The sequence below is a fragment of the Marinococcus luteus genome (assembly GCF_034497705.1).
In the GTDB taxonomy this organism is placed as follows: Bacteria; Bacillota; Bacilli; order Bacillales; family Marinococcaceae; genus Marinococcus; species Marinococcus luteus_A.
This window is the reverse complement of record NZ_JAXRUV010000013.1, coordinates 38481-58586: the sequence shown is the minus strand read 5'-3', so window position 1 is coordinate 58586 and position 20106 is coordinate 38481. Positions and strand designations below refer to the sequence as shown.

Sequence of the window (20106 nt, the reverse complement as noted above, 5' to 3'; positions counted from 1 at the left end):
GATAGCCGGGGGTTCTCCCCCCGTGAAAGTAGATCGCTGCCGGGCGAGATCAACCGTTTCCCATTTCGGGGAAACGGTTTTTTTATATCATGAAACCTTAAACAAAGTAAAAAAGATAGGGTATAATAAATGAAAGGATGTGACTCAGGTGGAGCAGTGGATGGAATATGAATCAATTACTATACTCATTCGTTTGATTCTTGCTGCCTTTTTGGCTGGAGTAATAGGAATTGAACGTGAATCGAAAGGCCATCCAGCTGGTTTTCGGACTCACATGCTGGTTGGGACGGGTTCCTGTTTAGTGATGCTGCTTGCTTTATTTGGCTTTCAGGATTATTTAAACCAAAACGAAAATTTGGTTGCTTATGATCCTTCACGTCTGGCCTCTTATGTAATAAGTGGAATTGGCTTCCTCGGCGCTGGTACCATTATAGTCCAGGGTGCCTCTATTCGGGGGCTGACTACTGCTGCTTCGATCTGGATAGTTGCTGCTATCGGCTTGAATATAGGAGCAGGTATGTTTTTTGCTGGTATTGCCGCGACAGTTCTTGTATTGACAAGTCTCATCTTTTTAAACCACGTAGACAAATGGTTTAAAAACGTTTCTGATACGGACGTATTGTTTATAGCTATGAACAAAGAAGCAAATGATCTCGGTGAGACGATTCAGCGACTGGAAAGCATGGAAGTTCAAGTTCAAAAAATAAAAAGCAAGGAATTTGATGAAGACGAAGCACCTCTGCTTCATTATTATATTAAAATTCAACTGCCGGAGGGTATAGCTGAAACAGAACTGTATGAGTCTTTATATAAAGTAGAAAGCATAAAAGAAATAGAGCTAAATCCGTCCTATGAGTAGCATACTACAGGGCGGATTTTTCATTTTGCTCTTCTCTAGCTTGAAAACAGTGGAATAATATTATATATTATAGTCAAAGATAGTCAAAATCAATTTTTTGATAATAGCAAGACGAACCGGGGCGGAGAGGAGGTCGCGGGAATGAAAAGCATGTCTGATGTTATTGAAAATTATTTGAAACAAATTTTAACACAGAGTGAACAGGATCTAATTGAAATTAAAAGAAGTGAACTTGCAAAGCGCTTTGAGTGTGTCCCCTCCCAGATTAACTATGTCATAAGCACGCGTTTTACTATTGAAAAAGGCTATGTAGTAGAGAGTAAACGCGGTGGTGGCGGGTATATAAGAATTACAAGGGCTAAAATTTCAGATCACGCAGAACTACTTCGACAGGTTTCAGATCTTGTAGGGCACGGTATTGATCAAAGAACAGCAGAGAGCGTTATTATGCGTTTGTTTGAGGAAAACGTGGTGAATAAGCGTGAAGCAAATTTGATGCTTGCGGCAGTTGATAGGTCTATACTGGCCTTAAAGTATCCAGAAGAAAGGGATATTGTTCGTGCGCGGATTATGCAAGCTATGATAGAAAGTCTGCGCTATGAATAAGGGAGGGAAGATACATGATCTGTCAGAATTGCGGTCAGCGTCCGGCCTCTTTGCATTATACGAAAATCGTTAATGGAGCTAAAACAGAGCTTCATTTATGCGAAGAGTGTGCAAAAGAACAGGGGGAATCTTCTGAAACGGAGCATTCTTTCATGTCAGCTGCGGGTGGCTATACCATTCAGGATTTATTGTCGGACTTATTAAACATGGACCAGCCCAGTACAGCTGGAAACGCTGAAAAAAAACAGCCTAAAAAAACAAACACAAACAGACCGCTGACATGCGACAACTGCGGGCTGACGTATAAACAGTTCACTAAAACCGGCCGATTAGGCTGTGCTCATTGCTATTATGCATTTGAGTCGAAGCTGACACCTGTTTTTCGCCGGGTGCACAGCGGCAATACCAACCATACCGGCAAGGTTCCAAAGCACAGGCACGAGAAGCTTCATGCCCAAAGAGAGCTAGAGGAGAAAAAACAACAGATTAACATTCTCGTTCAAAATGAAGAGTTTGAAAAAGCTGCGGAATTAAGAGACGAAATCCGTATCCTTGAAAAGCAGTTTCAGGGAAGGGAGGAAGACAGCTGATGGCATCCGAACATTTTTTTTCAGAAGCGATCAGTCCGTGGATGCAGGAAGGGCCGGGACCGGAAGGCGATATTGCCCTCAGCACCCGGATCCGGCTTGCCCGTAATATAGAGCAGTATCCCTTTCCTGTTTTTGCTTCAGAAGAAGCAAGTGCCACACTTCTGCGCTACGCCTCCTCCACTCTTTTGAATCAATCAGAAGAAGTAGGCTCTCTTGAAGCGTTGAATATGAATGAGCTTCGTCCGAATGAACGGCAGGTACTGGTTGAAAAGCATCTTGTCAGCCCTTATTTAATAAAAAATATGGAACATAGTGCTGTTCTTTTGAATAACGATGAATCAATCAGTATTATGGTTAATGAGGAAGATCATTTGCGTCTTCAATGTCTGAGTAACGGCATGCAGCTTGAAGAATGTTACAATGAAGCTGACCGTCTGGACGATTGGGCAGAAGCCAATCTTACCTATGCGTTTGACGAACGGCTCGGTTACTTAACAAGCTGCCCGACGAATGTAGGGACAGGTATGAGAGCTTCAGTAATGGTACACCTGCCTGCTTTAGTCTGGACCAATCAACTCAGCCGTATTCTCCCGGCTATTCACCAGCTTGGCCTGGTCGTAAGAGGCATTTATGGAGAGGGCAGTGAAGCACTCGGCAATCTTTTCCAAATTTCCAACCAGATGACATTGGGAAAATCTGAAAAAGATATCATTGAAGATCTGCGAGGTGTAGTAATGCAGGTGATTCAAAGAGAACGCCATGCACGCGAGTCTCTGCTCAGCTCTTCAAGGGTAAAGCTTGAAGACCGGGTGTTCAGATCCTACGGCATCCTTGCACACAGCCGGACGATGACGACGAAAGAAGCTGCCAACCGTTTATCAGATGTAAGGCTTGGTATCGATCTGGATTTAATTAAAGGGATTCCGGGTAATATTTTGAATGAACTTATGTTACTGACTCAGCCTGGTTTTCTTGAGCAGTATGCAGGAAAATCACTGAGTCAGGAAGAAGCAGATATAAGACGGGCAAATGTGATCCGTGAGAGAATAAAACTTGAACTATAGATTTACTAATGCGTAGGAGGTGCGTGCAACATGATGTTCGGCCGTTTTACAGAACGAGCGCAAAAAGTATTGGCGCTAGCTCAGGAAGAAGCTATCCGCCTTGGCCATAATAATATAGGAACAGAGCATATTCTGCTCGGTTTAGTGCGTGAAGGTGAGGGCATTGCTGCAAAAGCTCTCCAGGCACTGAATTTGGATACAGACCAGATTCAGCAGGAGGTGGAAACCCTTATCGGCACAGGCCAGCAGGGGTCGAAAACAATTCATTATACCCCTCGGGCGAAAAAGGTTATTGAGCTTTCCATGGATGAGGCACGAAAGCTCGGCCATTCCTATGTCGGCACAGAGCATATTCTGCTCGGATTAATTCGGGAAGGAGAAGGCGTTGCAGCCCGGGTGCTGAATAATCTTGGAGTTAGTCTGAACAAAGCCCGCCAGCAGGTGCTTCAGCTTCTCGGAAGCAATGAAGGTGCTTCGAGCTCCGGAAGCCAGCAGGCTCCAGGAGCAGGCGGAAGCGCCAACACGCCGACTCTTGACAGTTTAGCAAGGGATTTGACGGCAGTAGCCAAAGAAGAAGGCCTTGATCCGGTGATCGGAAGAAGCCAGGAAATTGAACGTGTTATTCAGGTATTAAGCCGCCGGACGAAAAACAACCCGGTTCTTATCGGGGAGCCTGGCGTAGGTAAAACAGCTATCGCTGAAGGCCTCGCTCTGTCGATCGTTTCCAATGAAGTGCCGGAAACGCTCCGCAATAAGCGGGTTATGACTCTTGATATGGGTACTGTTGTTGCCGGCACAAAATACCGCGGTGAATTTGAAGACCGTTTGAAGAAAGTAATGGAAGAGATCCGTCAGTCCGGAAATGTGCTGCTGTTCATTGATGAACTGCATACATTAATCGGTGCCGGTGGCGCAGAAGGTGCAATCGATGCCTCGAACATCCTGAAGCCGTCACTCGCACGCGGAGAGCTTCAGTGCATCGGTGCCACCACCCTGGATGAATACCGCAAGTATATTGAAAAGGATGCCGCGCTTGAACGGCGTTTCCAGCCAATTCAGGTGGACGAACCGACACTTGAAGAATCCATTCAAATTCTTGCCGGACTGAGAGACCGTTACGAAGCCCATCACCGGGTAACTATCGGGGACGAGGCGATTGAACAGGCAGTAAAATTATCCGACCGTTATATCTCGGACCGCTTTCTTCCGGATAAAGCAATCGACTTAATCGATGAAGCAGGTTCACGGGTGCGTCTGCGTTCTTACACAGCGCCGCCGAACCTGAAAGAACTCGAGCAAAATCTCGAAGAAACGCGTAAGGAAAAGGATGCGGCCGTGCAGAGTCAGGAATTTGAAAAAGCGGCTTCACTCCGTGATTCCGAACAGCGGCTTCGAGCGGAAGTCGAAGAGATGAAAAACGAGTGGAAAGAAAAACAGGGGCAGGAAAACTCTGCGATTACTACAGAAGACATTGCTCAGGTGGTTTCAAGCTGGACAGGGGTCCCAGTATCCAAGCTTGCAGAAGAAGAAACGGACCGCCTGCTTCACATGGAAGACATCCTGCATAACCGGGTTGTCGGCCAGGACGAAGCGGTCAACGCTATTTCCAAAGCAGTACGCCGTGCCCGTGCCGGATTGAAAGATCCAAAACGGCCGATCGGCTCCTTTATCTTCCTCGGGCCTACCGGTGTAGGTAAAACGGAACTGGCACGCGCTGTTGCAGAAACATTGTTTGGCGATGAAGAATCGATTATCCGAATCGATATGTCCGAGTATATGGAACGTCACGCGACGAGCCGCCTGGTCGGTTCTCCTCCAGGCTATGTCGGCTATGAAGAAGGCGGACAGCTGACAGAAAAAGTACGCCGTAACCCGTACTCGGTGATTTTGCTGGATGAAATCGAAAAAGCACACCCGGAAGTATTTAACATTCTGCTTCAAGTACTTGAAGACGGGTTTCTTACCGACTCTAAAGGACGCCGGGTCGACTTTAGAAATACAGCGCTGATTCTGACATCGAACGTCGGGGCAAGTACTCTGCGCCAAAATAAAAGTGTCGGCTTTGCTGCCCAGTCCACCGAGCAGAAATTCGATGATATGCGGGATAAAATCATGGGCGAGCTGAAAAATACGTTCCGTCCTGAATTTATCAACCGTCTGGATGAAATCATTGTCTTCCACAGCCTGGAAAAAGAGCACATCAAAAAAATCGTGCGCTTAATGACAGAGCAGCTTAAAAAGCGTGTGGAAGAGCACGGTATCAGCATAGAAATTACCGATGCAGCACTTGATAAAATTGCTGATGAAGGTTTTGATCCTGAATACGGGGCCCGGCCGCTCAGACGTGCTCTGCAGCGTCACGTGGAAGACCGTTTGTCCGATGAACTGCTTAAAGGCACGCTTGAAGAAGGCAACACTGCTGTAATTGACGTGAAAGACGATGAATTTATTGTTGAAACGAAATCAGGCACAGCAAAAGCGCAATAAAGCTATACTCAAAACAGCTGCCTTGTGGCATATTAATGTCAGGGGGCAGCTGTTTTTCTTTTTATGAACGATAAAATCGACTGGAATCGAAACAAAAAATGGATACAGCCCGTAGTAAAAGAGGAGGATCGTATGGCAAAAGCTAAAACAAAATTTGTCTGCCAGGAGTGCGGGTATGAAACCCAAAAATGGATGGGGCGCTGTCCTGCCTGCAGCAACTGGAATACGATGGTAGAGGAAAAAGAAGCACCGGCATCGAAAGCAGGCCGCCGCCCGGCGGCAAATGTATTCAGTGAAGCTGACAAACCGACACCGATTACCCAGGTAACCGGGGAAAAGGAAAACCGCATTTCAACGTCTGTAGGCGAACTAAACAGAGTATTAGGCGGGGGCATCGTGCCCGGGTCACTCGTACTGGTTGGGGGAGACCCGGGAATCGGGAAGTCAACGCTGCTTCTGCAGGTTTCTGCTCTGCTTGCTTCTCAGAAGTACCGTGTCCTTTATGTTTCCGGAGAGGAGTCGGTCAAGCAGACGAAAATGAGAGCGGAACGGCTCGGGGTGGAAGCAGACACGCTGTTTGTCTTTACAGAAACGAATATGGAGCGCATCGAAGCTGCGATGGAGGAAGTGAAGCCGGATCTTGTGATTATCGATTCGATTCAGACCGTCCATTCGGATGAAATCCAGTCGGCGCCCGGAAGCGTAGCGCAGGTGCGTGAATCGACGTCGACGTTTATGCATATTGCAAAAAATCAGGGCATTGCTGTATTTGTTGTAGGACACATGACCAAGCAGGGGTCCATTGCCGGACCGAAAATGCTCGAGCATATGGTGGATTCCGTGCTTTATTTTGAAGGCGAACAGCATAATACGTACCGGATTTTAAGGGCCGTTAAAAACAGATTTGGTTCGACGAACGAAATTGGAATATTTGAAATGAAGGAGGCTGGACTGAAGGAAGTAACAAATCCTTCAGAAATCTTTCTTGAAGAGCGAACGGAGGGTACTTCGGGGTCGGCTGTTGTAGCTTCTCTGGAGGGGACCCGGCCGGTGCTTGTAGAACTGCAGGCGCTGATCGCCCCTACCAGCTATGCTTACCCGCGCCGGACGGCTACAGGAATCGACCAGAACCGGATTGCGCTGCTGATGGCAGTGCTTGAAAAGCGTCTTGGCATGCTTCTTCAAAACCAGGATGCCTATATTAATGTCGCCGGAGGCGTGAAACTCGACGAGCCGGCAGTCGACCTTGGTATTGCTATCTGCGTTGCCTCGAGCTTTCGAAATCAATCCACAAACCCGGGGGATATTGTTATGGGAGAAGTCGGCCTTACCGGAGAAATCCGGCGTATTTCCAGGGTGGAGGAGCGCGTGAAAGAAGCAGCGAAGCTTGGGTTTTCGCGGGCGATTATTCCATCGAAGAATATCGGAGGCTGGACATTTCCGGAAGGCATTCAGGTGGTAGGCGTCAAAACGCTTGAAGAAGCACTCGATGCTGCACTCGAACCAGCGCCGCTTAGATAAATTAAAGATGAAGGTCCTGATCGCATAGGGGGACCTTCTCTATCCTTTTTCCTAATAATTAAGAAAATTCAACAATCTTATGAACATATTGTATCAAATTGTCCAAAGTTATGATAAATATGACGTTAGTGGTTTGTACCAGAGGAAAAATGTTTATAATACACTTAAGGAGGTGCTTGGAAAGTGTTGGAAAAGATTGTACAATTATTTTTTGTTCTTGCCGGTATTACGTTAGGATTCCTTTATATTCCTGAACTTATTTCTTTATTTCCTTTTTATACTTTTCCTGACTGGGTCTACAATGCCTATATCGGTGCTATTGTTGGAGCGGTAATCGTTGGGTTTGTGTTTTGGGCCGTGAGCCTTTGGATCGCGACGCCAATCGTCAACGGTATGCGTTTCCTGGAAGAAAAGGTCGTGAAAGCTCCTGTCACAGACGTGCTGTTTGGAACGCTCGGACTGATTTTCGGCCTGGTGGTTGCCTTTCTGATTTCTCTTCCACTCAATTCTATCCGTATTCCAGTAATTGATTCCGTTCTACCCCTATTTTTATCCTTTTTCTGCGGCTATTTTGGCTTTCAGATTGGATTTAAAAAGCGTGATGAACTGTTGGGCCTTTTTTCAAGCTCAAAAAACGCTGCAGCAAAGGAAGAAGCAGCGCTGGCTGCAGCAGCTTCAGAAGAAAACCAGGCTTGGGAGAAGCTGCTCGATACAAGCGTGATTATTGACGGACGCATTGCAGATATCTGCCAGTCAGGATTTATTGAAGGGAAGCTGGTGATCCCGGAGTTCGTACTTGAAGAGCTTCAGCATATCGCAGATTCCTCAGACGTATTAAAGCGTAACCGGGGCCGTCGCGGACTCGATATTTTAAATCGTATTCAAAAGGAACTTCCTATCGAAGTAGAGATTACGGACACTGATTTTGAAGACATCCATGAAGTGGACAGCAAGCTGGTAAAGCTTGCGAAAGTGCGAAATGGTATTGTCGTCACCAACGATTTTAATTTAAACAAAGTGTGCGACCTTCAAGGCGTCAGCGTATTAAACATCAATGATTTGGCTAATGCAGTCAAACCGGTGGTTCTTCCTGGTGAGGAAATGATGGTCCAGGTGATCAAAGACGGGAAAGAGCAAAGCCAGGGGATTGGATACTTAGACGATGGCACGATGATTGTAGTCGAAAGCGGCAAAGGCTATATCGGCCAGGAAATAGAAGTGGTCGTCACGAGTGTTCTGCAGACAAGTGCGGGACGGATGATATTTGCAAAACCAAAGGTATCAAAACGCGAAAAAGCTTTATAATGAGATGCCCTGTGCCTGCACAGGGTTTTTTTATGCGGATTTCCATCAAATATAAATAGCTGGCAGCTTTTCCTATAGGGGAAGTTTTGGTAGAATTAATGTTTGATAAGCGGTGCGATAGAATAAATACAGCATTTTTCGGGTATCAGCATATTATTAACAGGTGGACTTTGCTTTAAGAGCAAAGAAAACGCGAATACATACACCGGGAACACAATGTCTTGAAATTGGAGAGGTACTATGAACTATGCGGTAGTCATTCCTGCAGCCGGCCAGGGGAAACGAATGCTGGCAGGCCATAATAAACAGTTTCTTGTTTTAGAAGAACGGCCATTAATAATTCATACTGCATCTGTTTTCGAGCAGGATCCGTGGTGTAAAGAAATTATTGTTGTTGCCAACGCTTCAGAAATTTATGACATGGAGGAGCTTTTCGAAGAGTGGGGCATTCGGAAGGTGAAGCAGGTGGTTGTAGGTGGAAATGAGCGACAGAACAGTGTGCACGAAGGGTTGAAACGCCTTCTTCCCGAGCACCGGGTCGTTCTGGTGCACGACGGAGCCCGCCCGTTCGTGGAACAGGAAGATATTCACCGCCTCGTGGAACAGGCAGAGCGAACAGGGGCAGCAGTGCTTGGCACAAAAATGAAAGACACCGTCAAACGTACAGATGGGGAGACGGTGCTTGAAACAATCGACCGTTCCAGCTTATGGGCGGTACAGACCCCGCAGGCGTTTCAGGCAGCGGTGGTGACAGAGGCCTACGATTATGCAGCCGCCCACCAGATTATCGGCACAGACGACACCAGCCTCGTGGAATATATGGGCCGGCCGGTAAAGATTGTGGAAGGAAGCTACGATAATATTAAATTGACCACTCCCGAAGACATGGTGGTGGCCCGGGCGATTTTGCAGAAGCGAAGAGAGGGAAGAAAGTAATGAGAATTGGACATGGATATGATGTACACCAGCTGCAGGAAGGACGCCCTTTAATCCTGGGAGGGATAAACATTCCTCACGATAAAGGACTGCTCGGACATTCGGATGCAGACGTTTTACTTCACGCAGTAACAGATGCGATACTGGGGGCAGTCGGGCTCGGCGATATCGGAAGGCATTTCCCGGATACGGATCCGGAATTTAAAGATGCTGATTCTGCGAATTTGCTTTCTCATGCCTGCAGTCTTGTGAAAGCAAAGGGATGGAAGCTTGGAAATGTTGATGCGACGATACTGGCCCAGCAGCCAAAAATGGCTCAGCATATTCCGGAAATGAAAAAGCGGATCGGCGAACTGCTTGAAGCAGAAGCGGAGGACCAGGTGAATGTAAAAGCGACGACCACAGAGAAGCTCGGATTCGTCGGCCGAAAAGAAGGTATTGCTGCTCATGCTGTTGTACTTCTGCAGCCAGCCGATTAAATATACGTAAAAATAGAGAATATAAAAAACAGAAAGTCTACGGAGGGTGAAGGAAATGAGTGAAAAAGTACGTGTACGGTTTGCTCCGAGTCCAACCGGCCATCTTCATATCGGCGGAGCGCGCTCGGCATTATTTAATTATTTATTCGCGAGAAACCAGGGCGGAGATTTTATTCTGCGGATTGAAGATACAGACCAGGAGCGTAATGTGGAAGACGCCACGGCCCGTTTAATGGAAAGCCTGCGCTGGCTCGGCATTGAATGGGATGAAAGTGTGGATGTCGGCGGCCCCCATGCGCCTTATCAGTCGATGGAGCGAATCGATCTGTATAAAGAATATGTCCAGCGTCTTCTCGATGAAGGCAAGGCCTACTATGATTATATGACAGAAGAGGAGCTTGCCGAGGAAAGAGAAGAACAGATGGCCCGCGGGGAAGCACCGAAATACAGCGGACGCGATCGGGATCTTACACCAGAGCAGCGGAAAGCATATGAAGACCAGGGAATTAAGCCGGTCGTTCGTTTCCGTGTTCCGGAAGGACAGAGCGTCATCATTGATGATGTTGTAAGAGGAAATGTTATTTTCGAATCCAATGATATCGGTGATTTTGTCATTGCCCGTAAAGACGGCATACCAACATACAACTTTGCGGTAGTGATTGATGATCATTTGATGGAAATTTCCCACGTCATCCGTGCAGAAGAGCATCTTTCCAACACGCCGCGGCAGGCTTTGGTCTACGATGCCTTTGACTGGGAAAAGCCGCGTTTTGCCCATGCTTCACTGATTTTGAATCCGAACCGCCAAAAAATGAGCAAGCGCGACGGCTCCGTCATTCAATTTGTAGAACAGTACCGTGATCTTGGATATCTGCCGGAAGCTATCGTGAACTTCCTGGCACTGCTCGGGTGGTCTCCAAAAGGAGAAGAGGAGCTCTTTACGATTGAAGAATTAAAAGAACAGTTTTCACTTGAGCGGGTTTCGAAGGCCCCGGCGGTCTTTGATACGGACAAACTTGCCTGGATGAACAATCAGTACGTAAAAGAAGTGGACACAGAACGTCTCACGCTGCTTGCACTTCCGCATCTGCAGGAAGCAGGAAAGCTGCCGGCAGAACTTTCGGAAGACCAGTACGAGTGGCTGAAGCAGCTTGTCGGGATCTATCAGGAACAAATGCACTATGCAGCAGAAATTGTCGATCTAACAGATCTGTTCTTCAAAACAGAAATCGACTATACCCAGGAAGCCCGGGAAGTACTCGAGCAAGAACATGTAAGCACCGTACTGCAGCACTTCTCGAAAGAGCTTGACGAAGCTCCTGATTTTGAACCGGAAACGGTGAAAAAAGCGGTAAAAGCTACCCAGAAAGCGACAGGCTATAAAGGAAAACAGTTGTTTATGCCAGTCCGGGTGGCAACGACCGGGCAGACGCACGGACCCGAACTTCCAGTGGCTATTTCGCTCCTCGGAAGAAACGTCGTGCAGGCAAGACTGCAGCAGGTTCTCTCCTCCTAAATAAATATCGGTAAAACTATGATAGGAAGAAGTAAAAAACAACAGGCTTTATACAGAGATGCTCTCCGGTGGCTGAGAGAGGGCACTGAGCCGGTTTTTGAAATGCGTCCTGGAGTCCTCTGCTGAATATAGTAGGCAGCGGCGGAGTGCCCCGTTACGGCAAAAAGAGAAGTGCCTGTCCCGGTGCTTAAACAGAGTGGAACCGCGCTTTAAAGCGTCTCTGTGCGAATTCGCACAGAGACGCTTTTTTTATTGATATACTAAGCATATAAATATGAAAGCATGAGAGAAGGAATAGAAAGTGGGGAAGCACCATGTGGAAAACGCTGAAAAATGATTTGGACGTCGTATTTGACCAGGACCCGGCAGCGAGAAACCGTCTGGAAGTGGTCTTCACGTATGCGGGGGTACACGCAGTATGGTCTCATCGTTTCGCGCATTGGCTGTGGAAGAAAAAGATGTTTTTTCTTTCCCGCGTGATCTCTCAGCTCAGCCGCTTTGTTACCGGAATTGAAATTCATCCGGGAGCGGTAGTCGGCGAACGGTTGTTTATTGATCACGGCATGGGGGTCGTTATCGGAGAAACGTGTGAAATCGGCGATAATGTTACGATTTTCCAGGGCGTTACTCTGGGCGGCACGGGCAAGGAAAAAGGCAAGCGGCATCCGACGATTGAAGACCACGTATTGATCGCAAGCGGCGCCAAAGTACTCGGTTCCATGACGATTGGTAAGCATTCCCGTATCGGTGCGGGCTCGGTCGTATTGAATGAAGTGCCGCCCAACTCGACGGTTGTCGGCATTCCGGGAAAGGTGGTTGTACAGGACGGCGTGAAAATCAACAGAAACTCGCTCGACCATCAGAATCTCCCGGATCCGGTGGCTGATAAGATTCGTTCACTCGAAGAGGAAATCGAGTTGCTGAAAGAACGTCTCCCGGAGCATAAAAGTGCAAACCACGAACAATCGGTGAAAGGAAGAGAGCAGTAATGGCGATTCATATATACAATTCGTTAACTAATCAAAAAGAGCTGTTTCAACCGATAGACCCGGACCGGATTACGATGTATGTGTGCGGGCCGACTGTGTACAACTACATTCATATCGGCAACGCCCGTCCCGCTATCGTTTTTGACGCTGTCCGCCGCTATCTGATGTACAGGGGATACAATGTGTATTACGTGTCGAATTTTACCGATGTGGATGACAAAATTATTAAAGCTGCCCAGGAAATGAATGAAGAAGTGCCGGTGCTCGCCAATCGTTTTATTGACACTTACCTTGAAGATATCGAATCGCTCGGAGTTGAAAAAGCGGATCTTCATCCACGGGCGACCGAAACAGTGGCAGAAATGATTGAGTTTATCGAGCAGCTGATCGCAAAAGGATTTGCCTATGAATCAAACGGTGATGTGTATTACCGCACGAAGAAATTCAAAAACTACGGTAAGCTTTCCTCGCAGTCTGTCGGAGATCTGCAGATGGGCGCGCGGATTGAAGTAGGCGAGCAGAAAGAGGACCCGATGGACTTCACGCTCTGGAAAAAAGCGAAGGAAAACGAAATTGCCTGGGAAAGCCCTTGGGGCGAAGGGCGCCCGGGCTGGCATATTGAATGCTCGGCGATGGTGAAAAAATATATGGGAGATACTATCGACATCCATGCCGGCGGCCAGGATTTAAAATTTCCTCACCACGAAAACGAGATTGCCCAGACGGAAGCATTGACCGGAAAACCGATGGCCCACTACTGGATGCATAACGGCTATATTAATATTAATAATGAAAAAATGTCGAAGTCGCTCGGTAATTTCGTGTTGGTGCATGACATGATTCAGCAGCACGACCCGGAAGTGATCCGCTTTTTCATGATGCAGGCGCACTACCGCAATCCTATTAACTTTGACAACGACCTGCTTGAATCAGCTAGGGCCGGGCTGGAGCGACTGCGTTCGACGATTGAAAACGTCAAGCACCGCCGGGGCGAAAGCGCGGACGGCGGCAGCAGGGAAGGCCGGGAAGCAGCAGAACGGGCCAAAGCGCGCTTTCTGGAGGAGATGGACGATGACTTCAATACGGCAAACGCCATCAGTGTGCTGTTTGATCTGGCCCGGGAAGCAAATAAATATATGCAGCAGCCGCAGACAAGTATTGATTCGCTGGACGCAATTATTGATACGATGACAGAAATCGGAAGCGTCCTGGGGGTTTCTTTGGAAAAAGAAGAAGAAATGCTCGACGAAGATATTGAACAGCTTCTCGAAGAACGGGTGGAAGCAAGAAAAAACAAAAACTTTGCCCGTGCCGATGAAATCCGGGACCAGCTCGAGAACGACGGAATTTTATTGGAAGATACGCCGCAGGGAACCCGGTGGAAGAGGAAGTAACATGATAAACTATAGTAAAGTAGATGAAAAGCAGTTAAATGCGTTGGCGCTTGCCTATATGGGAGATGCAGTGCTCGAAACCCACATCCGTCATTATTTAATTTCGGAAGGGAAAGTTCGGCCGCAGGAGCTGCATAAGCAGGCTACCTCCTACGTATCAGCTCAGGCCCAGGCGGAAGTGCTTCGGTCCATGTGGGACGAGGGGTATTTAACTGAAGAGGAGACTGCCGTGGCCAGGCGGGGACGTAACGCGAAATCCGGAAGCATTCCCAAAAATGCGGACCTGGCCACCTACCGCATGAGTACAGCGTTTGAAGCAATGCTTGGGTATCTATATTTTGCCGGCAGACAGGAACGTGTGAACGAAATTATTGCATTTGCGATAGACAAAACACAAGAAAGAGGCAAGTCATTATGAGCCAGGAATGGATCGCGGGGAAAAATCCCGTTATAGAAGCGTTAAAAGCCGATCGGAAAATTGAAAGAATTATGATCGCAGACACTTCCAAAAAAGGAGCAGCACAGGAAATACGCGCTCTCGCAGGAAAAAAAGGAATAGTGGTACAGGAGGTTTCAAAGAAAAAACTCGATGAGCTCGATGCAGGCGTGCACCAGGGGGTAGCGGCTGCTGTTCCAGCGTATCAGTACGCAGGGCTGGACGATTTATTTCGTAAAGCAGAAAAACAGAATGAGGATCCTTTTTTCCTCGTGCTGGACGGGGTGGAGGACCCTCATAATCTGGGGTCCATGATACGGACTGCGAATGCCTCCGGCGTGCACGGCGTCATTATTCCGAAAAGACGGGCGGCGGGTGTGACACATACTGTGGTAAAAACCTCAGCGGGAGCCGTCGAGTACGTGCCGGTAGTCCGTGTAACTAACATTAATAAAACGCTCGATGAATTAAAGGACAAAGGTCTTTGGATAGCCGGGACAGGCACAGAAAAAGCTTCTGATTACAGACAGATGCAGGCAGATATGCCGCTTGCTCTCGTAATCGGAAACGAGGGTAAGGGACTGAGCCGGCTTGTAAAGGAAGCCTGTGACTTTCTGATAGAGATTCCGATGCACGGACCGGTTACTTCATTGAACGCTTCTGTTGCTGGTGGTGTTCTAATGTACGAAGTACTGCGCAAACGACAGGAGAAGGGAAGGCAGACACCATGAAGGACATTCTTCTCGTAGATGGATATAATGTAATTGGGGACTGGCCGGAGCTGAAGCCGCTCCGGGCCGGTCATCTTGAAGAAGCACGGGACCGGCTTATTGACGTGATGGCGGAATACCAGGCGTATAAAGGATGGAGAGTTATTGTTGTTTTCGATGCCCACATGGTCCCCGGTATCGGAAAAAACTATCAGCTGAAACGTGTAGAAGTCGTATATACGAGAGAACACGAGACAGCTGATGAGCGCATCGAAAAATTAGTTGGAGAGTTAAAAAATGTGGAAACAAGAGTGTACGTCGCCACTTCTGACTATGCCGAACAGTCAATGACGTTTGGGAGCGGCGCGTTAAGAAAATCAGCCCGGGAGCTCCGGCATGAAGCAAAGCTCGTTGAAAAAGGCATTGAAGAACAGCTTGCAAATCAAAAAAAAGCAATTCATAAGACTACTCTTCCTATAACGGAAGAAATGGCAGAAATTTTCGACAAATGGCGTAAAAGGGATCTGTAGGCAGTTGACGCTCTGATGAACACTCCGATATAATAATTGCTATATTTACACTACTACGCGCATGGGCGGAGGGATTGTATTGAGTACAGACCTCAAGAAACCGGAACAACGTCAAACTACCCGAACCGAAGATGAAATACTGATTGAATTTGCACGTGCAGGCGATAACCAGGCGTTAGAGCGACTGATTGAGAAATACCGGCATCTAGTGCGGGCGAAATCGCGATCGTATTTTCTCATCGGGGGAGATTATGAAGACATTATACAAGAAGGAATGATAGGACTGTACAAAGCTGTACGAGATTTCCGGGGAGACAAACTATCCTCATTCCGTGCCTTTGCTGAGTTGTGTATTACGAGGCAGATCATTACAGCTATAAAGACGGCGACGAGGCAGAAGCATTCGCCGCTGAACTCATATATTTCATTGGATAAGCCAGTGTATGAGGAAGACTCGGAACGGCCGCTGCTCGATATTTTAGTAGAGACCCACGCCAAAAGTCCGGAGGATCTGCTGATTATCAGGGAGAAGCAGGAGGATATGGAAACCAAAATTGGCAGTGTACTGAGTGAACTCGAACAGCAGGTGCTGCAGCTTTACATCGATGGACGTTCCTATCAGGAAATGTCCGGACTGCTCGGCAGAAGAAATAAATCAATCGACAATGCGCTTCAGAGAATCAAGCGGAAGCTTGAAAATTGTGAAGAGTGGAATGCGTTAATCTCTTGAAAGACGGGCTTTGTAGGCTTCTTGATTTCAGAAAAATCAAAAATAATTATGTGACAAGTTATTGACAGCGTTTTCTCATAGTGGTAAGCTTTATTTAAGTTAATACGTTAGGTTGAGTATATGAAAGCCGCACACCAGTCATTCCATCGGGATACGTGTGCGGCTTTTTTCAGGCTCACCTGGTTATCTCCAGTTGTTCATGCTAATTTTTATTCATTATTATGAAAGCGTTTTTCTGGAAAATAACCGGGATCAAAGGTCTGGGTCTTACGGCGCCGTAACAAATAATAAGACGAACCGCCTAACGTTATGACGATAAGTAAGCTTTAATAAAAAAGGAGGAAAAAGAAATGTCTGTTTATTTAGCAGAGCTTATCGGTACGATGATTCTTATTATCTTTGGCGGCGGCGTAGTTGCCAATATCAGCCTGAACAAATCAAAAGCTCAGGGCGGAGGCTGGATTGTTGTAGCACTTGGGTGGGGGTTTGCGGTGGCAATGGCAGTTTACGCAGTAGGCCAGTTCTCCGGAGCGCATATTAACCCGGCGGTAACGCTCGGTCTTGCTTCTGTTGGGGAATTTGCATGGGCCCAGGTTCCAGGCTACATTATTGCTCAATTAATTGGTGCTGCACTAGGCGGGGTAGTAGTTTATCTTCACTTTCTCGGTCACTGGAAAGAAACGGATGACCCGAATACAAAGCTTGGGGTATTTTCGACTGACCCGGCTCTTCCAAATAAGTTTAATAACTTCTTAAGCGAATTCATCGGCACAGCCGTCCTCGTCGGCGGTATTTTAGGAATTGGTGCCAACCAGTTTACTGAAGGATTGAACCCGTTAATTGTCGGCTTTCTAATCGTAGCGATTGGTCTTTCACTCGGCGGTACGACAGGATATGCTATCAACCCGGCCCGTGACCTTGGCCCACGTATTGCGCACGCCTTGCTGCCGATTCCGGGTAAAAGAGATTCCAACTGGTCCTACGCCTGGATTCCAGTTGTAGCTCCGGCTGCCGGCGGTGTGTTCGGTGCAATGGTCTACCGTTCGTTCTTCTTAGGAGAGGGCGCGATGGCATTAATGATTTACTCGGTTGTCGTAGCTGTTTTCCTGGGAAGCCTGTACTACATGGGCAAACGCTCCGAAAAAACAATCATGTCCAACCCTGAAGTTAAAAACTAATACAATTTATATACGAAAGAGGAGATGAGGCGAATGGAGAAGAAATACATTTTAGCAATCGACCAGGGAACGACAAGCTCACGTGCCATTATTTTTAACAAAGAAGGAGAAATCGTAGGCACTGCGCAAAGGGAATTCAAGCAGTACTTCCCAAAATCCGGCTGGGTGGAACATAACGCCCAGGAAATCTGGACGTCTGTCCTTGCAGTCCTTGCAGAGGTGCTTGGTGAAAATGATATCCAGGCTGAAGAGATTAACGCGATTGGGATCACGAATCAGCGTGAAACAGCTGTTGTATGGGACAAGCACACCGGCCGCCCTGTCTATAACGCCATCGTATGGCAGTCCCGGCAGACGATGGACATTTGCAACGAGCTGAACGAGCAGGGATACGGGGAAATGTTCCGAAATAAAACCGGTCTCCTGATTGATGCTTATTTCTCAGGAACGAAAGTAAAATGGATTCTCGATAATGTGGACGGTGCCCGGGAAAAAGCGGATAACGGAGATCTTCTGTTTGGTACCATTGATACGTGGCTCATCTGGAAGCTTTCCGGAGGAAAAGCGCATGTAACGGACTATACCAATGCCGGCCGGACGCTTATGTACAATATTTATGATCTGCAGTGGGACGATGAACTGCTTGATGTCCTGGGAGTGCCGAAGAGCATGCTGCCGGAAGTGCGTTCTTCTTCCGAGGTGTATGCCAATACGGTAGATTACCACTTCTTCGGCCAGGAAGTTCCTATTGCCGGTGTAGCAGGAGACCAGCACGCTGCGCTATTCGGCCAGGCATGCTTTGAAAAAGGTATGGCAAAGAACACGTATGGCACCGGCTGCTTTATGCTGATGCATACCGGAGATAAGCCAGTGCCGTCAAATAATGGATTGCTGACTACTATTGCCTGGGGAATTGATGGTAAAGTTGAATACGCTCTTGAAGGAAGTATTTTCGTAGCCGGGTCGGCTATTCAGTGGCTGCGGGATGGTCTTCGGATGTTTACTAACTCCCCGGACAGCCAAAAATACGCCGAGCGCGTCGATGATACGAATGGTGTATACTTTGTACCGGCATTTGTAGGGCTAGGTGCTCCTTATTGGGACAGTGAAGCGCGCGGAGCTATTTTTGGACTCAGCCGTGGAACGGAAAAAGAGCATTTCGTAAGAGCAACCCTTGAGTCGCTTGCGTATCAGACAAAAGACGTTCTCGGCGCAATGGAAACAGACTCTGGTATTGAAGTAAAATCTCTCCGTGTTGATGGTGGAGCCGTTTCAAATGATTTCCTGATGCAGTTCCAAAGTGATATTGTCGGTGTGCCCGTAGAGCGCCCGGCTGTTATTGAAACAACTGCGATGGGAGCAGCGTATTTAGCGGGAATTGCTACTGGCTTTTGGAGCAGCAAAGAAGAAGTGAAAAAGCAGTGGAAAAAAGAGAAACAGTTTGACCCGCAAATTAATGAAGACACGAGAACAGAACTGTACGAAGGCTGGAAAGAAGCAGTGGACGCTACGAGAGCGTTCAAGCCGGGAAAAAAGAAAGCACCAACGCAGTCAACTAACTAATAATTATGAAGGAACCGGCGCTTGCCACGAGCGCCGGTTTTTATATACATTTCAATTTCTTCTTGATTATAGTGGGGAAGTTGTTTATGATTGATATTGGTAGAAATATATGTGCACCTAAAGCAAACAGACCGCAGAGCCCTTAGGAGCGGCTGTTTTTTTAATGGTTGAAAACAAGCAGGGCAAAGAAGCCTGATGGTACATTCGATGTAGAAAAAGATGCAGATACTTTGTTCGTACGAGACCTTATATTAATAATTCTATAACCGTAAACACCGGTTGATGGAGGTGGCTGCATGGCTGGGGGTACGAAAAAAAGCCCTATCCGCTTTCTCAAAGAAGTAGGGCAGGAAATGAAGCGTGTTACATGGCCGACACGCAAAGAGCTCACGAAATATACGATTGTCACAGTACTGACTATCATCTTTTTTGTGCTCTATTTTTCCGTTATCGATTTGGGGCTTTCTGAGCTTGTTCGTGTATTTTTGGAGTAGTAATGGTTGAACGTTTGGAATAAAGGAGGGAAGGGACTTAGCTCCCACTCTAGATATGGAAAAAAGCTGGTATGTAGTCCATACTTATTCGGGCTATGAAAACAAAGTAAAAACAAACCTGGAAAAACGGGTGGAATCCATGGGGATGACGGATAAGATTTTCCGTGTACTCGTACCCGTGGAAGAAGAAACGGAAACCAAAAATGGAAAGAGCAAAACAGTCTCCAAAAAGGTTTTCCCCGGATATGTCATTGTTGAAATGGTAATGACAGATGACTCCTGGTATGTAGTCCGCAATACGCCCGGTGTAACCGGGTTTATCGGTTCGACAGGAGCTGGGTCGAAGCCGACGCCGCTGCTGCCGGACGAAGTGGATACTATTCTCGGCCAGATGGGCGAGAAGGAACCAAAGGCAGAAGTTGATTTTGAACTTAAAGAAGCAGTGAAGGTTACCGAAGGGCCGTTTGCTGATTTCACTGGCACGGTCGAAGAAATTAATGCAGAGAAGCAGAAGGTCAAAGTTTATGTAAACATGTTTGGCCGCGAAACCCCGGTCGAACTGGAGTTTACTCAAGTAGAAAAAATCTAGAGCCGGCTTATTGTTTCCGCCCACTCTTGAATTAGCTATTGCTTATTTTGGCTGCAGGTGATAAAATCATTCTGTTTGGTATTGAAAGATATCATAGCCTAAAGCACATGGTGTTTTAGAATGAGTGGGA

Annotated in this window: 20 protein-coding genes and 1 other annotated feature; all 20 genes read left to right on the top strand. The window is 47.2% G+C overall.

Going from position 1 to position 20106, the window contains the following annotated elements; genetic code table 11:
- Positions 1-160 precede the first annotated feature (160 nt).
- The 20 genes from Q9M42_RS15115 (at position 161) to nusG (ending at position 19976) form a co-directional block, all read left to right on the top strand.
- Positions 161-859, top strand: a complete 699-nt coding sequence (locus tag Q9M42_RS15115) for an MgtC/SapB family protein (RefSeq protein WP_322527265.1) — start codon at positions 161-163, stop codon at positions 857-859.
- Positions 860-1000: 141 nt separating this feature from the next.
- Positions 1001-1465: a CtsR family transcriptional regulator gene (locus Q9M42_RS15110; RefSeq protein ID WP_322527264.1), complete on the top strand. Its 465-nt coding sequence runs from the start codon at positions 1001-1003 to the stop codon at positions 1463-1465.
- A gap of 14 nt (positions 1466-1479) precedes the next feature.
- Positions 1480-2055, top strand: coding sequence for a UvrB/UvrC motif-containing protein (locus Q9M42_RS15105; RefSeq protein ID WP_322527263.1), 576 nt, complete (start codon positions 1480-1482; stop codon positions 2053-2055).
- Positions 2055-3119: a protein arginine kinase gene (locus Q9M42_RS15100; protein ID WP_322527262.1), complete on the top strand. Its 1065-nt coding sequence runs from the start codon at positions 2055-2057 to the stop codon at positions 3117-3119. Before Q9M42_RS15105 ends, Q9M42_RS15100 begins: the two co-directional genes overlap by 1 nt.
- Positions 3120-3149: 30 nt before the next feature.
- Positions 3150-5606 carry an ATP-dependent protease ATP-binding subunit ClpC gene (gene clpC / locus Q9M42_RS15095; protein ID WP_322527261.1) on the top strand — a complete coding sequence of 819 codons (2457 nt, stop codon included), beginning with the start codon at positions 3150-3152 and terminating at the stop codon, positions 5604-5606.
- A 132-nt stretch (positions 5607-5738) separates the two neighbouring features.
- Positions 5739-7127 carry a DNA repair protein RadA gene (gene radA, locus Q9M42_RS15090; RefSeq protein ID WP_322527260.1) on the top strand — a complete coding sequence of 463 codons (1389 nt, stop codon included), beginning with the start codon at positions 5739-5741 and terminating at the stop codon, positions 7125-7127.
- A gap of 183 nt (positions 7128-7310) precedes the next feature.
- Positions 7311-8432, top strand: a complete 1122-nt coding sequence (locus Q9M42_RS15085) for a PIN/TRAM domain-containing protein (RefSeq protein ID WP_322527259.1) — start codon at positions 7311-7313, stop codon at positions 8430-8432.
- Between the two features lie 240 nt (positions 8433-8672).
- A complete protein-coding gene (ispD, locus tag Q9M42_RS15080) occupies positions 8673-9368 on the top strand; it encodes a 2-C-methyl-D-erythritol 4-phosphate cytidylyltransferase (protein ID WP_322527258.1) in 696 nt (231 codons plus the stop codon).
- Positions 9368-9847 carry a 2-C-methyl-D-erythritol 2,4-cyclodiphosphate synthase gene (gene ispF, locus Q9M42_RS15075; protein ID WP_322527257.1) on the top strand — a complete coding sequence of 160 codons (480 nt, stop codon included), beginning with the start codon at positions 9368-9370 and terminating at the stop codon, positions 9845-9847. Before ispD ends, ispF begins: the two co-directional genes overlap by 1 nt.
- Positions 9848-9902: 55 nt before the next feature.
- The gene (gltX, locus tag Q9M42_RS15070) at positions 9903-11363 is read left to right on the top strand and encodes a glutamate--tRNA ligase (RefSeq protein ID WP_322527256.1); all 1461 of its coding nucleotides are present in this window, start codon (positions 9903-9905) and stop codon (positions 11361-11363) included.
- 9 nt (positions 11364-11372) lie between these two features.
- Positions 11373-11588 (top strand) — a binding site (T-box leader).
- A gap of 89 nt (positions 11589-11677) precedes the next feature.
- The gene (gene epsC / locus Q9M42_RS15065; protein WP_322527255.1) at positions 11678-12352 is read left to right on the top strand and encodes a serine O-acetyltransferase EpsC; all 675 of its coding nucleotides are present in this window, start codon (positions 11678-11680) and stop codon (positions 12350-12352) included.
- Positions 12352-13746, top strand: coding sequence for a cysteine--tRNA ligase (cysS, locus tag Q9M42_RS15060; protein ID WP_322527254.1), 1395 nt, complete (start codon positions 12352-12354; stop codon positions 13744-13746). Before epsC ends, cysS begins: the two co-directional genes overlap by 1 nt.
- A 1-nt stretch (position 13747) precedes the next feature.
- Positions 13748-14164: a Mini-ribonuclease 3 gene (locus Q9M42_RS15055; RefSeq protein ID WP_322527253.1), complete on the top strand. Its 417-nt coding sequence runs from the start codon at positions 13748-13750 to the stop codon at positions 14162-14164.
- Positions 14161-14913 carry a 23S rRNA (guanosine(2251)-2'-O)-methyltransferase RlmB gene (gene rlmB, locus Q9M42_RS15050; protein WP_322527252.1) on the top strand — a complete coding sequence of 251 codons (753 nt, stop codon included), beginning with the start codon at positions 14161-14163 and terminating at the stop codon, positions 14911-14913. Before Q9M42_RS15055 ends, rlmB begins: the two co-directional genes overlap by 4 nt.
- On the top strand, positions 14910-15422 hold the full coding sequence (locus Q9M42_RS15045; protein ID WP_322527251.1) for an NYN domain-containing protein: 513 nt from the start codon (positions 14910-14912) through the stop codon (positions 15420-15422). The genes rlmB and Q9M42_RS15045 overlap by 4 nt, the downstream gene beginning before the upstream one ends.
- A 61-nt stretch (positions 15423-15483) precedes the next feature.
- A complete protein-coding gene (gene sigH, locus Q9M42_RS15040) occupies positions 15484-16152 on the top strand; it encodes an RNA polymerase sporulation sigma factor SigH (protein ID WP_319630635.1) in 669 nt (222 codons plus the stop codon).
- Between the two features lie 350 nt (positions 16153-16502).
- The gene (locus Q9M42_RS15035) at positions 16503-17330 is read left to right on the top strand and encodes an MIP/aquaporin family protein (RefSeq protein ID WP_322527250.1); all 828 of its coding nucleotides are present in this window, start codon (positions 16503-16505) and stop codon (positions 17328-17330) included.
- A gap of 33 nt (positions 17331-17363) precedes the next feature.
- A complete protein-coding gene (gene glpK / locus Q9M42_RS15030) occupies positions 17364-18893 on the top strand; it encodes a glycerol kinase GlpK (protein WP_322527249.1) in 1530 nt (509 codons plus the stop codon).
- 296 nt (positions 18894-19189) lie between these two features.
- Entirely contained in the window at positions 19190-19387 is a 198-nt protein-coding gene (secE, locus tag Q9M42_RS15025; RefSeq protein WP_322527248.1) for a preprotein translocase subunit SecE, read from the top strand.
- Between the two features lie 55 nt (positions 19388-19442).
- Positions 19443-19976 carry a transcription termination/antitermination protein NusG gene (gene nusG / locus Q9M42_RS15020; protein WP_022794454.1) on the top strand — a complete coding sequence of 178 codons (534 nt, stop codon included), beginning with the start codon at positions 19443-19445 and terminating at the stop codon, positions 19974-19976.
- Positions 19977-20106 lie beyond the last annotated feature (130 nt).